Origin of the sequence: Tardiphaga sp. 285_C5_N1_2, from assembly GCF_052076065.1 — a bacterium.
Classification (GTDB): Bacteria; Pseudomonadota; Alphaproteobacteria; order Rhizobiales; family Xanthobacteraceae; genus Tardiphaga; species Tardiphaga robiniae.
Map to the genome: position 1 here is coordinate 2,975,728 of NZ_CP197241.1, position 16,211 is coordinate 2,991,938.

Below are 16,211 nucleotides of genomic sequence, written 5' to 3' on the forward strand. Positions count from 1 at the left end.
TCAAGGCCGTGATCGAAGAACTGGCCGAACAGGGTGAACCAAGAATTGAATGGAGCCGACAGGCCTGCGTCAGGTGCCACGTTGGTTACTCTGACGTTATCGCCATCCATGACGATTCCGAACGGCTCAAGCGCCGCATCGCGAACGATGCTCGCGGCTTCAAGATTGACAACCGCGACATCGTGCGCGGCAGTCGCCGCTGCCAGCGTATCTATCGCAGTCTGCTCGGCGGGTGTCGGAGGTGTGTCCGGATTGCCATCGCTGAGGGCGTTTGCCGCTGCTTTGGCATTATCCATGACAACGCGCGACTGGTATTCCGCATTGGAGACCGGCTTGTAAACGTCGTAAATGGCCTGCACCAGGGCCACGTTGGCGAGGTCCGCGGCCACGAGACCGCCAACCTGCAAACCCTTGATGATGGCTGCCGGATTGCCCAGGGTCTGGTCGACGATCAAGTTGGAGATTGTGCGCAGACTGGAGTCGAAGACCATCGAACCAGGATTGTTGGAGGGATTGTAGTTGGTCGGCACTGGGGGGCCGAAGCCGGGCGGGATGGTTTGGGCCGGCCGAAACACCGGATCGAGCAATTCTGGGAATGGCAGATCGGCCGCGCCCCAATGTTCCTGGCCCGGCAACAGGTTGTTGTATGAACCGTCGACGGTGCGCAGCCCAAGGCTCAGCGTATAGGCGGGAACCGAGCCAATCTGACCGGCATCCCCTACACCATAGAGCGGGGCAGCGTTCGGATCATCCGGGTTGGCAACATAGGCGGCGTGCTTCTCGGCGATCTTGATCTGCTCTAGAATGAATTCCAGATCGCTCTTGATATAATTGGCCATTATGCTCTCCCTATGTAAGTCGTTTCACCCTTGAGCCCGTCTGCGACTATTCCGTCCGACAAATTTCTATGTCCAAACGGAGTTCACAATGAAGCTGGTGGTCATGGCTGGCCCCTCTGGCGTCAGATCCACGCTAGGGTCGGCCTGTTCAATTGCTTAGGGGACAAGGTCCGAGCAGCACTCGGACTGAAGACCAATCACGATAGGACCTTGGTCTGACGACCTTGTGTCGGTACCGGGAGAACATTCAATGGTCTTGGGTGCAGGAAAACGCGTTTTGGATCCGTGCGTCCGCCCAATGATCTGTATTTAAATTTGTATCGGAGCCGACCATCGGCGAGCTAGCATTGCGGAATAGCTCGCGGTCCGGCGGAAGGATAGATGCGACAGTTTCAATCGTGATGCTTTCGCTTAGTTATCGCTTTCAAAAAAATGCAAAAAATCCGGCTTTATCCGGCACCACCCGTCGATTTCTCATTCTGCCTATCAGGACATCAAATGCGATTTCATTAACTCGATTATTCTCCAAAGCGGAACCTCGAAATGATCTGGCACCGACTCGATATCGGTCACAAATCAAGCCTCTTTCGACAATTCTTCATTGCCGCCACGCTGACGATCGTCATTTCCATGACGATGCTCGCTTACTTCATCTCGCGCCAGCTTGAGACGAGCATGATGGAAACGGCAGCCGAGGAAGGCGCGATTCTAGTCGACGTATTCCTTGGCCCCTCCCTACAAGAGCTGGCAACGTCCTCGACGCTAACTTCCAGCACGGCACTAACACTGGACAATCTGCTTAAGACAACCATCGGTGAGCGCACTAAGGCGCTAAAGGTCTGGTTACGAGATGGTACGTTGGCTTATGCAACCGACAAGCGGCTCATCGGGCAGAAATTTCCATCTGCCGAACGGGATGCGGCGTTTGTCGGTAAGGCTTTTGGCGGATTTGCGGATACGGACGATGCAGAACATCAGACAGAACAGCCATTCGAACGACCGTTGATCGAGATTTACGCACCAATCTATGCGACGGGAAGTCGCGACATCATTGCAGTCGGAGAAGTATACAATAGTGGAGCGCGCTTCACCGCCGAACTACAGACGATGAGGGTGACCACAGCCAGCATTGTCGGCGCCGTTACCGCCCCCATGATGATCATACTGTTTGTGACGGTATGGCGCGCCAATGCCGTTGTTTCGGGTCAGCGGCTCTCGCTTCAAAAAAGAATTGACGAGGCTCAAGCACTTGCAGCGCAGAATGATCAGTTGCGCCGCACTTCCGAAGCCGTACAACTTGCCGCCATGCACTCCAACGAACGCCTGTTAGGAGAAATCGGACAAGATCTTCACGATGGTCCCATTCAACTCGCCAGCGTTTTGGCACTTAAATTGAGCGAACTTGCTGACACAAATCCGAACGCGACACGTGTATTGTTGACGAACGTTATAGACCTCACTTCCAATATCCTCAAAGAACTGCGCGACATCTCAACCGGCCTCGTGTTGCCTGAGCTTGACGGGCTCACCTGCGCCGAGACAGTTCAGCTCGCAGTGTGGCGCCACGAACGAAACACGGCGACCAATGTGACATGCGACATCGATTCATTATCTTTCCGTCCAGAACAGTCACTTCAAGTATGCGTGTTTCGTGTGGTTCAGGAATGTCTGAACAACGCATATGCGCATGGAGACGGCCAGGACCAACATGTGACAGCGTTCCGGGATGCATCGTCTGTGACGATCATTGTGGGCAACAGCGGGATCACCGAATTCAGCACGAAACCTTCGTCTGGCAGAGGCGCGCGGCTCGGGCTGTTGGGCCTTCGCAGGAGAGTGACGGCGCTTGGCGGCAGCTTCTTCGTGGAACCGCAAGATGACCGTATGACAGTGACCGTAACGCTTCCAATATCAAAAATATCGACCCCCGCGCAACCTTAAATAGCAACGTATAATCAGCCAGCGCGGAGCTTAACGCTAAGTTAAATTTGACATTTACAACGCCTCTAAAGCGTGCACAGTTTAGCTCATTGTTCATGCACACTAGCATGCGTATTTGTACATATTAGTCTTGCTTGATTTAAAATTCCTCAGCGATTTGTGGGGCTTGTAATGAGTTTAATGTCCGTCGCTTTGGTGGATGATCATCCATTAATGATTGAGGCGATATCGTCACTGCTTCTGCGGTCCGGTAGATTTGACGTCGTTGCTACAGGCATATGTGCGAATGATGTGGTCGATATTTGCACACGAAACACGCCGCAGGTCATCGTCGTCGACCTGAATATGCCGGGCGATATTTATACTGCAATGTCGGCAGCTATTTGCGCTTCGCCTTCGACAAAGGTTATAGCCTTCACCGCGGCGACGGGTGTCGATTCAGCAATACGTGCACTCGACTCCGGCGCCACCGGCTATGTATTGAAAGGCAGTAGCTCACGCGAGCTCATCGACGCCATCACAGCTGCGCATTCCGGCGAAACCTACATCACACAACATTTTGCCAGCCGCGTCATTGCCGCCTTGCGAGATACATCATTACGGCGTCGGGCTGCCGAAGCCGTGAAACTGAGCATTCGCGAGCAGCAAATCGTTCGCCTCCTCCTTCATGGAAAAACGAACAAGGAAATCGCGCTTACGATCCGCATTAGCGAGAAGACTGTGAAACACTACATGACGCTGCTGATGCAGAAGCTTCACGTTCGAAATCGCCTAGAAGTTGTCATTGCGGCCCAAAAGCTGGATGAGCGAGGCGGGGCAGCTGTTCACTAGTGCGCATGGGGTCGAGACGATAGCCCAAAGTTGTCGACACAAGGCGCTGAAACAGCGACCATAAGCGAGGAGAAATAACACGCGAACCTCGTTGTCGAGCTCGCTAGTCAATCGGCGACTTCTGCTTCGTAACGTCCCCCGGTCCCTCGCCCGGCCGCGACGCGCCGAAAGTCAGGGAGCCGCTTAGCCGTTCTGCACGCTCCCATGTACGTCTTGACCTTCGAGACCAAACCCCTGGTCGGGAAGGAAGCGACAGCCAGCTATTATGCTCGTGCTCAGGAGCGAACGAACTGAGCACTGAGCCGATAATGAAAAGAGGTCGACGACCAGCGGAGAAAATGACGGAGGTTCGCATTGACGCGAGCCGCCCCGGCATAACAAAAAACTTCAAGAAGCCACCAAGTCCTGCTTCCCCCGTGCGCCTCCGCATCAAAAGCGGTCATGGATCGCCAAAGTCATCGCAAGACGTTCCGTGGATCACGTCTGTGACCTACCGCCCGGGTACGTCCGGAAGGGTGGTGGGCAGATTAGACGGCGCCATCTGATTGCGATAGTGCGCGAGGACCTGAAGCCGGATGGCCGACGAAAGACACTGCCCCAGCCGACGTAATTGCGCCAAAGCAGATCTCCGTTCGGGTGCTGCTCGTCGAGTACCGCAGGGCCCCCTGTGACGACACCCGCCCTCAACACAATCGTGTTGAACGAGACTAGTTCGCCCCGAGCGTCGCGTAACCAATCTTGAGCGACACCATTTTAGAACGCGAAAGCTATTGGTTGATTCGCGCAGTCTCGCATCAGCGCTTCTTCTTGTGTCTATTATTCAACCCCAAGGCTGGCTGGGGCTTGCCGGAGCCTTCTTCGCCCCGTTCGTTTGAACGCTCTGCTGAATCGATGGCTTGATCGGGGGCCGCACGTCAAGATCCGTAAAACTGATCAGGTCGTTTTTCCAAAACGGCCTCCACGCTCCTGACCGTTTTCCCGTGACGCCTCCCCGCCATCGGGTCAAATGGCTGGATTCCAGACTGCTTCCGCCACCGATTGAAAATGGGTCGAAGAGCATAGACATTGAGCCAGGCGACTATGAGGTCCTCGTAAACGAATAGCGCACTGGCGGTACCTTCCTTCAGCACGAATCCGCTTTGTCGAGCTCGACCACGTCGGCGAGCCAATTCGTGCTTCGGACGATCCGCTGCGGCGTCACTCAGCCGAACAGCGCCGCTCACAATTCGTCATCGGCATTGAACATCTGACCGATGAGGAACTTGAGGCATCCGGAACAAATGCGAAGCACGGGCCGCAGGCGAGAAGGTCGGAGCGAGTTGCCATCTCATCATTGTTGGCGCGCTTACTTCATTTCCATTAATCTTGCCGCGTTTATTGGCTTGCGATGACGAGCTTGCCGCGCTGCGGCTTAAAGATCCGGAGTCTGTATGAGCGTTGGACTGATCGCGCTGCTCGACGATATTGCCAGCCTTGCGAAAGTGGCTGCAGCTTCGGTCGACGACGTTGCCGGACAGGCCGCTAAGGCCGGCGCGAAAGCGGCGGGCGTGGTGATCGACGATGCCGCGGTTACTCCTCGTTACGTGACGGGCTTCAACGCCGCGCGCGAATTGCCGATCGTCAAGAAGATCGCGGTCGGCTCGCTGCGCAACAAGCTGTTGTTTCTACTGCCGGCGGCACTTTTGATGAGTCTTTTTGCGCCATGGGCCATCACGCCGCTGCTGATGATCGGTGGTGCCTATCTCTGCTTCGAAGGCACCGAGAAGGTGGTCGAAGCGGTCCTCCCCCACCATGCGGCTGACGCCAATCAAGTTCGGACGCCGGCAGCCGAGCCTCAAACCATGGAAGATGACAAGGTCGCCAGCGCGATCAAGACGGACTTCATCCTGTCGGCGGAAATCATGGCCATCACACTGGCGGCGATACCGCCGGGGCCTTTCGTCATTCGCGCAGTGGTGCTCGCTCTGGTGGCGATCGGCATTACGGTGATGGTCTATGGCGGCGTCGCGCTGATCGTGAAGGCTGATGATATCGGCCTAGCCCTGGCAAAGGGCGATACAGCGTCGCCGTGGGGGCGGATCAAGGCCGCTTTCGGACGCGCGCTGGTGCGCGGCATGCCGTACTTCCTGCGCGTGCTCGGCGGCGTCGGAACCGCGGCGATGATCTGGGTCGGCGGCGGCATTATCGTCCACGGCCTTGCCGAATACGGGCTGACGGGCATCGAACACCTGATCGCATCTGCCGCGGCACTGGCAGCACGTGCCCTGCCGGCGATCGCCGGCGCCGCAATCTGGACTGCGACCGCGGCTGGGTCAGGCGTGGTAGGCCTGCTGCTCGGCGCGGCACTGCTACCCGGAGCCCATTACATCATAGCGCCGCTCTGGGCCCGGCTCAGATGACCCCCTTCAGAACGGCAACGTCAGCCAACGCATCCGCACGCGCATTGAATGGTCTATTTACTCATATGAATGCCCGAAGTGTTGGTTCATCCACACAGCGGCTGAGAAAGATAGAAGGCACATCGAGTTGAACAACGGAGGGCTATCACGGACCGAGATCATTCTGATTTTGACGGGGGTGTTGGCTGCTGTTTCGGCAGTCGGGTATTGGAGTTTGAATCTCTCTCGAACAGCTCAGCAACGACAGCAAATGCGGGAGCACTATGAACTGAAGAGAGAGCTCAATCGTAATGATCCCTTAAAATATTTGCCGGACGCTAAATCGCGCTAAACCTACACGCTCTCGCGCAGAGAATGGACAATTGCCTCGCCTGACGTGTTGTTAATTCGGATAGAAATAAGGGCCAAAGTATGGGATTTCGTGCAAACTTAGATATGAAGCTCAGGCCTTGGCCCCACGTCGCATTGGCCGCCCTATTAGGCGCCTTGGGTGGCCCGATCATTCCCGCATTCAGATACGGGTCGCTCGTCGCCAACGTCGCCGCCGCTATTATGGGATCTGCTGTTCTTTCTGTCGTGGCTTGGAGTGTATTGCGACAACGCGGACTGCCTATCAGCGACTGTTCAAGACATGGTCGACGCCCGACAGCGCAAGAAGTCTTCACGGTCAGGCTCCAGATAAATTACGGTCCATGACACTGAGTTCTTGAGGACGTGATGGAAGCGCGCTCAAGTATTCGCGGAAGTGCCTTGTGACGCCTTCGCGACGTTTAGCGCCAGCAAACGACAGAGCGCCCACCCGCCGGGACACGGCGGATGGGCGCAACCCAATCGTCAGACCGCCGCGGCGTGCGTCTGAACAGAGGATTTGGCGTGCAGTTTCTTAACACCGAACGCACGTCGTACGACGACGTAAAACACCGGCGTAAACACCAAGCCAAACAGTGTCACGCCCAGCATTCCGAAGAAGACCGCGATGCCCATCGCCTGCCGCATCTCGGCACCCGGGCCGGACGACGTGACGAGCGGCAGGACGCCCAGAATGAACGCGAAGGATGTCATCAGGATCGGACGGAGGCGAAGCCTCGCGGCTTTCACAACAGCCTTCACCATGCCGTTGCCAGCATCTTCGAGCTGACGGGCGACCTCGACGATCAGGATCGCGTTCTTGGCGGCCAGGCCGACGAGGACGATGAAGCCGATCTGCGTCAGGATGTTGATGTCCCCGCCTAGCATTCGGACGCCAGCCGAACCCGACAGCAGACACATGGGCACAATCAGCAAAATCGAGAGCGGCAGGCTCCAACTTGCGTACTGCGCTGCCAGGACGAGGTACACGAACACGACGGACAGCGGGAAAATCAGGAGACCCATATTGCCTGTCGTTGTCTGCTGGTAGCTCAGGTCAGTCCACTCAAAGCCGATGCCGGACGGCAGGATTTGCTTGGCAAGCTCCTCCATCTTGGCGACACCGTATGCAGCGCCCACACCGGGCAGCGTATCTCCGTTCACTTCCGTCGCCGGATAGAGATTGTACCGCGGCACGCGATCGGCACCGAAGGTATCGACCAGGGTGGCCACGTTGCCGAGCGGCACCATGTCGCCCGCCGCATTCTTGACCTTGATCCGCGTGAGGTCTTCAGCACGCTTCCGGAACGAGAGATCGGCCTGCGCGGTGACGTGATAGGTTCGACCGTACATGTTGAAGTCGTTGATGTAGCTCGAGCCGAAATAGGTCTCGATCGCCGCATTCACGTCCTGGCTTTGGACGCCCAGCATCTCGGCGCGTTCACGATCCAGCTCAACCTTGGTTTGCGGCGTTCCTGCCGAGAACGTCGTGTAGATGCCGACGAGACCGGGGGTGGCGTTTGCAGCGGCGACAAGATCGTTGGTGGCCTTGGCGAGCACGGCTGTGCCGACCCCGGTGCGGTCCTCAAGCCTCAGCGAGAAGCCCCCTGCACTGCCGATGCCCGATACCGGGGGCGGCTGGACGATCAGGATGTTCGCACCGTCGATTGAGGCCACGCGCTTGGTCAGTTCAGCCTGGATCCAGGCTGCAGTCTGACCGTGCTTCATGCGCTCCTCGAAAGGCTTCAGCACGACATAGGCGGCCGCCGAACTTGACGAGATCGTCTGGGTGGCTCCGGAGAATCCAGCGAAGGTCGGCAGATGCGAGACTCCCGGGATCTCGAGCGCGATGCGCCCGACTTCCTTGGCGATCTCGGTCGTGCGCTCGAGCGAAGACCCAGCGGGAAGCTGCGGGATCGCGATGATGTAGCCGCGATCCTGGGCGGGAATGTAACCCTTCGGACTTTCGATCAGTAGATATACGGTCGCAGCGAGCAGCACCGCATAGACGGCAAGCATCACCTTCGAATGGCACACCAGATGGATCACCAGCGAGCCGTACGCCTTCGAAAGCTTTTCGAAGCCGATATTGAACCGGTCTGCAGCCTTCGATCCGAGACGCTGCAGGCGCCCTCCTCCGCCATGTTTCGCATGACGCTTCAGCATCATGGACGCGAGCGCGGGTGACAGGGTGAAGGAGTTGAAGAGCGAGATCACCGTGGCCACCGCGATGGTGATGCCGAACTGACGGAAGAACTGGCCGGACAGTCCCGGCACGAACGCCGTTGGCACGAAGACCGATGCCAGCACCAATGCGATGGCGACCAGCGCACCACCGACCTCGCGCATCGTCAGCAAGGTCGCTTCCCGTGCGGTTTTGCCTTCCGACAGGTGTCGCTCGACGTTTTCGACGACGACGATGGCATCATCGACCACGACGCCGACGGCCAGTACCAAGCCGAACAGGCTGAGATTGTTGATCGAGAACCCGAACGCCGCCATCACTGCCATAGTGCCGACCAACGAGACTGGAATAGCCAGGATCGGGATGATCGATGGGCGCCATCCCTGCAGGAAGATCACGACCACGATGACGACCAACACCATCGCCTCATAGATGGTCTTCACCAGTTCGTGGATGCTGTCCGCGATGAAGCCCGTCGGATTATAGCCGATATCATAGGCAATGCCCTTCGGGAAGTCTTTGGAAAGCTCGGCCATTGTCTTGGCGATCGCGTCCTGCGTCGCCAGCGCGTTCGCGCCCGGTCGCTGCAGCATGGCCAGCGCGACCGCGGGCTTCTCACCGAGGTAGCCGCCGGTGGAATAGGTCAACGCCCCGAGTTCGACCCGCGCGATATCCTTCAGGCGAACGATATGCCCGCCGTCTACAGCCTTGACGATGACGTTGCCGAACTCGGCAGGCTTCTTCATCCGGCCCTCGAAGATCAGGGTCGATTGGAAGGCCTGGTCGGTCACGGGCGGCTCCGCCACGACGCCCCCGGCAACCTGGGTGCTCTGGGCGTTGATCGCCTTGGTGATGTCGGCAGGCGTGATGCCAAACGACGCGGCGCGATCCGGATCGAGCCAGACGCGCATGGAATATTCGCGAACGCCGAAGAGCTGGATGTCACCGACACCGTCAATGCGCTTGAGCACGTCCACGACAGCGCGCAGAGCGTAATTCGAAACGTATAGCTGGTCATAGCTGCCATCGGGTGAATACAAGAACACGCCGCTCAGGATGGTCGGTGAAGACTTCTTCACCGAGATGCCGTTCCGCTGAACCGGCTGAGGCAATCTTGGCACGGCGAGTGCGACGCGGTTCTGAACGAGAACCTGAGCCTTGTCGAGGTTCGTGCCCTGTTTGAAGGTCACCGTCAGGTTCAGGCCGCCGTCGGAAGTGGCCTGGCTGTACATGTACAGCATGTCCTCGACGCCGTTGACCTCCTGCTCGATCGGCGTCGCCATGGTGTCGGCGACGGTCTGCGCGGAGGCGCCGGGATACATGGTCGAGACCACGACCGTCGGCGGGACCACGTCCGGATATTCCGTTACGGGTAGCGTGAAGTATGCAACGCCGCCGATGATGACGGTGACGATGGACAGCACGATCGCGAAGATCGGTTGCCGTACAGAGAGTTCTCCGAGGTTCACAGCACGTCTCCTTTTGATGCGAATTGTTCTGGCTTGATGGCTTCCATGCGCACGGTGACCTTGGCGCCCGCCGTCACGCGCTGCAGTCCTGACACGACGACGCGGTCGGTGGGCTCCAGCCCCCGAATGACTTCGCGCATTCTGCCGAACATGCGGCCGAGTTCGACATTCCGGACGGTCACGCGGTCGTCGCTGCCGACGACGTAAAGCGCCTGCTGCGATGAATCACTGGCAACGGCAGAGGCTGGCACCAGGACGGCTTGATGAGCGGGCTCTGCGGCGAGCGACACACGGACGAACTGACCTGGCGTGAGCACGTGGCCGGGATTTGCGATACGCGCCCGCAGGCGCAGAGTACCGGTCGAAGCGTCGAGGCGGTTCTCTGAGAAATTCAGCTTGCCACTGAAGGTCGGAGTCTTGTCGCCCGGCAACGCCATCACGACTTCGCCTCCTGATGCAAATGCGACTGTCTGGTTGCTTTCCTTGCCCGCGCGGCCGTAGCGAAGGTAGCTCTGCTCGTCGATGTCGAAATAGGCGTCGATGGTGTCGAGAGAGACGATGGTCGTCAGCAGCGTGGCATTGGCATCGCCGCCCGCGACGAGATTGCCCTCGCTGACCAGTTTTCGGCTGATGCGTCCGGCGATTGGCGCACGGACCTGCGTAAAATCAAGGTCGAGCTTCGCACGTGCCAGCGCAGCGGATGCAACGTCTACCGCAGCCTCGGCGCCCTGCTGGTTCTCCGTGCGCTGGTCCAAAACGTTCGTCGCGATCGCCTGCGTGGTGATCAGCGACCTCGCGCGAGCCAATTCCTTATTGGCCAGCGCAAGCTGAGCTTTCGCCTGAGCGAGTTGGCCTTGGGCCTGCTGCGCCGTCGCCTCATACGGGCGCTGGTCGATGACAAACAGGAGGTCGCCCTTCTGGACGTAATCGCCATCCTTGAAGGCGACACGCTCGACGTAGCCGCTCACGCGCGGGCGGACTGCAACCGTGTCCACCGCTTCCAGGCGGCCGGTGAATGTGTCCCAACCGGTCACTTCCTTCACCAGCGGCGTCGAGGCCGAGACGGATGGATCGGCAACCGGTGCTGCTACGTTGGGACTGCACGCGGCGAGCATCATTGCCACGATGCTGACCGTTGCCAGCGATGTCAGGGTGCGTCCGTAGGTCATGTTCGAAGTTCCTAAAAATGGGCGAGCAGCAGGGTTCGGCGCTTTGCAGCGTCGGCTTGTGTTCTGTCGGTTTGGATTGAGAGAGTTTCCGTTCCGGAAGCGACGACCTTCAAGGACAGGCCCGTCGGCTCATTGACCGGTGCCGTTTATGATCAGGGTCCGCGAACGAACTTGGCGGTGCATGCCTTCATGGAAGTTCTCTCTTCTCGACAGTTCTGAACCTAGCCACCGCCATGGAAAGATAAACCGCGCGAAACGCGCCAGAGTGTCTCTCGTTCGGATACAGTCGCATCAGTCAGCCAATCGGACCTGGATTCTTTTGCTCGAACGACTGCACGGCTGCGACCTCAGCCTGCAGCAATTCGAGTTCGGGATCGTGGATGCCGTGCGACCGCAATCCCTCGCATGTCCGGAACAGGTAATCTGCCGAGCTACCTAGTGCGCCAGACGCTGTTGCGAGCCTACGGACCATCTGCTCCTGGCTGAGAAGTCCGTCGTATTGGCTGCTGCCGCGATCGATCGTGAACGCGATCCCGCAGCCAAATTCCTTGCCCTCACGGTCCCGGAGGCCAAGCCAGCGCGGCACATAAGCCCCGGACACCATCTCGCGTTTCCAGAGCATCGCCAGTTCGGCATCGACAGCGGCACCGGTGATCCGGAAGGCGACGCCTTCGCAGTCGCCGCCTTCATCGAGTCCGAGCACGAGACCGGGGTTATCGGCCGAACCGCGACCGGCAGGAGTGGCCAAGCAGAAGGCGCGGTGCCACCCAGTCACCCGCGCAACGCGACGCTCTACGAAATTGACCGATGGATTCCAGATCAGGGAGCCATAACCGAATAGCCAGACGCTTTCCCGCGGCTTGGCAGCCAGCGTCAGGAGTAACGACGCCTCGCGCTCCGCCTGAGACAGGATTCGAAGCGTGGGCGCATCCTTGGCGATTATTGCATCGACGGCACCGGCCTCGATCATCTCCCGGGTGAGGTCTGGCTTCTTCACAGCGATCCCTTTCGTGTCAGGTCTCGATATGAGCGGAGGAAACACCTGAGATAAACGGTGCTCCGGGAGACAGTTTGGCTCCGCAATGGAGACAATTAGCAATTTCTCGAATTCTCTTGTGAATTGAGATAATTGCGGTCGATGGGAACAATTATCGGCCCTCGATCCTAAAAAACGAGCCTTGAATGAACAACCGCGGGATATAATATTGAGAAAACCGATCAATTATATCCATTCAGGTAACAAATGTCAGTCAACGAACTGCCGATCCACGACATCGCGACATTCGTTGCGGTCGCACAGCACGCGAGCTTCACCCGTGCCGCGGAGCAACTCGGCACCAGTAAATCCAACGTCGGCAAAGCGGTGCAGAGGTTGGAGGCGCGTCTCGGCGCCCGGCTCCTGCAGCGGACAACCCGGGCTGTCAGGCTCACCGAGGATGGAGAAATCTATCTTGAGGCGGCACGCAGCGCCCTGGATGGACTTAACGAGGCCGAGACCGCCCTTTCCGCGCGACGTGACGAGCCGGTCGGCCGTGTCCGATTGGATATTCCGATCGGCTTCGGCCGTCTGCTACTTCCAACCTTGCACCGCGTTCGCCTGCAGCATCCGAAGGTCTCCGTCGAACTGAACCTGAGCGATAGACAGTCGGACCCCGTCAAGGACGGCTGGGACATTGTCGTCCGTGCGGGCATGCTTCCTGCCGAAGGCGAGATGACCGTCAGGAAATTGTGCGATGTCAAACTCGCGCTGTACGCTTCGTCCGACTATCTTGACCGGCACGCATTGATCGCGTCGGCCGATAATTTTTCCGATCACGAAGCCATTATCTTCCGCGCCGGCAACGGAAAGACTAGGCCGTGGACGCTGAGCGATGGTACGCGCACCTTCCAGACTGCTCCGCCTGCAAGCGTCATCACCAGTGATGGGCGCGCCTTCATCGATGCAGCGATTGCAGGCATGGGCATCGCGCAAATCTTCGACCGCGTTGCCGCTCCTCACGTCGAATCCGGTGAACTGCAGCACGTGTTGCCCCAAGCAGACGTCGAGGGACCGCCGATACACGCTCTGATCCCTGCGGGTCGGCGCATGCCGCCCAAGACCCGTGTAGTGCTAGATGCGCTGGTTGAGTTCTTTAAAAAGCCGATGCCTTGATCGTCGCCGGGTGGTCGAGGCGAACCTCACCGCATGTTCCCGATCATCCTCATTCTGGGTGAACGATTATCGCTCGCGTGGACGACCAATTCAGCTCGCTATCTGACCTCGATCAATTCTTGAAATTCCAAGTGAAAAGCGGACCGCCGACTCGCATTAGCGGCCCGCTCTCTTTGACGCGAAGGCGTTATGCCGCCTTCGACGCCGAAGCACTTGGATAGTCGGGGCATCCGCGATGATCACCGCCGTGGAGCGATGACCAGTCCGACCGCAACCCCGGCGATCCGCAGTTAAGCGGCCAACTGACTGCGATGCTGGACGGCGATCTCCGCTTCGTCCTTCAGTGCCTTAACGACTGACGGGACAGCATCCATGCGGTCCTTCCAGGCCATCACATGCTGCAGATGCTCGATGTGAGCGCCGGACCGCTTGTGCCAGAAGGTCGCCCACATGTAGGCGTCCGCGACCGTCATCTTGTCGCCGGTCAGGAACGGCCGACCATCCGACAAACGGTCATCCAGGACTTTGTAGGCGCTCACGATCCTTCCACGCATCCAGGCGGTGCCCTCTTCCGTCAGCAGCTTGCGCATCAACGGAATGTGCTTCTGGGCGATCTCGGTCGCGATGAAGACGAGAAGCTGGTCGAACTGGGCGCGTTCGAACGTGCCGCGCGCCGGGATCAGGTTCGCTTCCGGATGCTGATCCGCAAGATAGGACGTGATGACGATGGTTTCGGACAGGAGGTCCTCCTTTTCGTCGTCGAGCGCCAGTACCGGCACGTACTGCATGGGATTGAGTTCGGCGAAGTTGTCGTTGTTCGACGTCGACTTGCCGAAAACATCGAAATGGATGAGTTCCGGCGCGAGCCCGAGTTCGTTGGAAATGATCTGCACTGCCTGCGAACAGGTCTGGTCTGCGATGTAGAGTTTCACTGTCGTGTCCTTTCGAGGAGTTCGTTTGCGACAGTCGAGAAATAGTCCTCCCACCTCCTTCGATAAACGCGCCTTGGCGATCCTCTCTGTCGCTTCGATGGCGACAATCGGAAAGGCCAGTAAATGCTGCGAATCTGCGGAACGTCGCCTGGGGGAGGACAGTGTGTCCATCCGCGGAGCGTTTAACGCCGGGCGCGGTGTCTTTAGTTGAGAATGACCTCAACCATTCAGGAACGTCCGATGTCCCCGACCAGCCAATCTGCCAAACATGGCGGAGCACTTTCAGTACTCTTCGCAGTGTGCCTTGCCGCCCTTACCCTGCCTCTTAGTTTCTCCGGTGGCGCGATCGCAACGCCCGCCATCGGCCGCGATCTTGCGGGTAGCGCGGCGATGGTGACCTGGATCACCAACGCATTCATGCTCACTTTCGGAAGTCTTCTGCTTACTGCAGGTACGCTCGCCGACCGCTTCGGTCGCAGGCGCATCTTCGCCGGTGGCGTCGCGCTTTTCGTCGCTGCCTCGATCGCTTCAATCTTCGCTCCGACCATCCTCGCTATCGACCTGCTTCGCGCCGTGCAGGGCGTCGGTGCTGCCGCCGCTCTCGCAGGCGGTTCAGCCGCCATCGCACAGGAATTCGAAGGCCATGCCAGAACCAAGGCATTCTCCATGCTTGGCACAACGTTCGGCATCGGCCTCGCCTTCGGACCGGTGATCATGGGCTTGCTGATCGAGCGATACGGCTGGCGTTCCATATTCGTCACGACGGCGGTGGTCGGCCTTGTTGCGATCATGCTGGGTGTGCCGCGGATGCGCGAGACGCGTGATCCGGATGCCGCACGGCTCGACTGGCCCGGCGTCATCACTTTCACCGGGGCGCTCTCCCTGTTCACCTTCGCAGTAATCGAGGGCGCGTCCATCGGATGGGGCAATCCGATCATCGTGGGTGCCTTCACAGGCTCAGTCGCCCTGCTCGCTGCGTTTGTGGCTGCTGAAAGCCGCAACGACCGGCCGATGCTCGACCTTTCTCTGTTCAAATATCCGCGCTTCGTGGGCGTGCAGCTTCTACCGATCTCGACCTGTTTCTCCTACGTAGTCCTATTGATACTTCTTCCAATCCGGTTTGTTGGTATCGAGGGCCTGTCGGAGATCGAAGCGGGCCTCATGATGCTGGCATTGTCGGCACCAATGCTTGTCGTGCCGTACGTCGCGGCAGTTATGACGCGCTGGGTATCACCTGGCGTATTATCCGCGATCGGGTTGTTGGTCGCTTCGGTGGGCATGCTTTGGCTCGGCAGCGTCGCCCCCGGCACAGGCGTGTCAACGATCTCCCCACTTCTCGCCAGTCTCGCTGCGGTACCTGCGATGATTGTCATCGGTTTCGGAGCGGCAATTCCATGGGGTTTGATGGACGGCCTGTCCGTATCGGTGGTGCCAAAAGAGCGCTCAGGTATGGCGTCTGGCATCTTCAATACCTCGAAGGTCGCTAACGAGGGCATTTCGCTCGCGATCGTCACCGCAGCACTGGGCGCGATGACTGCGGGGAACATTGAGAGAAAGGTTTCCCTGTTGCCGTCCCAAGTTCAATTGCTACCGGAAATAGCTCAGGGGATCGTAGCAGGTGATCTTTCCCGCGTCGCACGACTAATACCGGAAGTCCCGCACTCGACGCTTGTCCAAGCCTACTTCTCGGCCTTCCAAAGCGTGAGCTATGTCCTGGCGAGCATCACGTTCTTCGCGGCGATTGTCATCTTCGTGTTGCTCGGTCGGACCCGGCCGACTGAGCTCTCATCGGCAGATGAAATCCGCGTTGAAGCTCCGGCGGAATAGCCGATACAGCCTGAGGAGGGTTGGGCTTGTCGGATCGTCCACTTCGGCGAAGTCTTGTAGAACTCGAAGCCAACGGCATATGACGACTTTTTTGGCGTCGTATGCCGTTGGAGGATGCG

Annotated in this window: 10 protein-coding genes; 6 read left to right on the forward strand and 4 right to left on the reverse strand. The window is 58.6% G+C overall.

Translation table 11 applies throughout. The features are described 5' to 3' along the window. The first annotated feature begins 8 nt into the window (after positions 1–8). The 4 genes from AB7951_RS14235 (at position 9) to AB7951_RS14250 (ending at position 6,010) form a co-directional block, all read left to right on the forward strand. Entirely contained in the window at positions 9–650 is a 642-nt protein-coding gene (locus AB7951_RS14235) for a hypothetical protein (RefSeq protein WP_441255852.1), read from the forward strand. A 732-nt stretch (positions 651–1,382) separates the two neighbouring features. Then, positions 1,383–2,780 carry a sensor histidine kinase gene (locus AB7951_RS14240; protein ID WP_441255853.1) on the forward strand — a complete coding sequence of 466 codons (1,398 nt, stop codon included), beginning with the start codon at positions 1,383–1,385 and terminating at the stop codon, positions 2,778–2,780. A gap of 171 nt (positions 2,781–2,951) precedes the next feature. Then, entirely contained in the window at positions 2,952–3,611 is a 660-nt protein-coding gene (locus AB7951_RS14245) for a response regulator (protein WP_439088639.1), read from the forward strand. 1,430 nt (positions 3,612–5,041) lie between these two features. Then, positions 5,042–6,010, forward strand: coding sequence for a DUF808 domain-containing protein (locus tag AB7951_RS14250; protein WP_439088640.1), 969 nt, complete (start codon positions 5,042–5,044; stop codon positions 6,008–6,010). A gap of 834 nt (positions 6,011–6,844) precedes the next feature. Here AB7951_RS14250 and AB7951_RS14255 read toward each other — a convergent pair. The 3 genes from AB7951_RS14255 to AB7951_RS14265 all read right to left on the reverse strand — a co-directional run bounded on the left by AB7951_RS14255 (position 6,845) and on the right by AB7951_RS14265 (position 12,178). Then, complete coding sequence (locus tag AB7951_RS14255; protein ID WP_441255854.1) at positions 6,845–10,012, reverse strand: multidrug efflux RND transporter permease subunit; 3,168 nt, start codon at positions 10,010–10,012, stop codon at positions 6,845–6,847. Then, positions 10,009–11,181, reverse strand: a complete 1,173-nt coding sequence (locus AB7951_RS14260) for an efflux RND transporter periplasmic adaptor subunit (RefSeq protein WP_439088642.1) — start codon at positions 11,179–11,181, stop codon at positions 10,009–10,011. Before AB7951_RS14260 ends, AB7951_RS14255 begins: the two co-directional genes overlap by 4 nt. A 295-nt stretch (positions 11,182–11,476) precedes the next feature. After that, the gene (locus AB7951_RS14265) at positions 11,477–12,178 is read right to left on the reverse strand and encodes a gamma-glutamylcyclotransferase (protein WP_439088643.1); all 702 of its coding nucleotides are present in this window, start codon (positions 12,176–12,178) and stop codon (positions 11,477–11,479) included. Between the two features lie 246 nt (positions 12,179–12,424). Here AB7951_RS14265 and AB7951_RS14270 point away from each other — a divergent pair, with 246 nt between their 5' ends. Continuing rightward, complete coding sequence (locus AB7951_RS14270; RefSeq protein ID WP_439088644.1) at positions 12,425–13,333, forward strand: LysR family transcriptional regulator; 909 nt, start codon at positions 12,425–12,427, stop codon at positions 13,331–13,333. 290 nt (positions 13,334–13,623) lie between these two features. Here AB7951_RS14270 and AB7951_RS14275 read toward each other — a convergent pair whose 3' ends face one another. After that, on the reverse strand, positions 13,624–14,265 hold the full coding sequence (locus AB7951_RS14275; RefSeq protein ID WP_441255855.1) for a glutathione S-transferase N-terminal domain-containing protein: 642 nt from the start codon (positions 14,263–14,265) through the stop codon (positions 13,624–13,626). Between the two features lie 240 nt (positions 14,266–14,505). Between AB7951_RS14275 and AB7951_RS14280 the strand changes: the two genes are divergently transcribed. Then, positions 14,506–16,092 (forward strand): MFS transporter, encoded by a 1,587-nt coding sequence (locus AB7951_RS14280; protein ID WP_441255856.1) that lies wholly within the window; start codon positions 14,506–14,508, stop codon positions 16,090–16,092. The last annotated feature ends 119 nt before the right edge of the window (positions 16,093–16,211 follow it).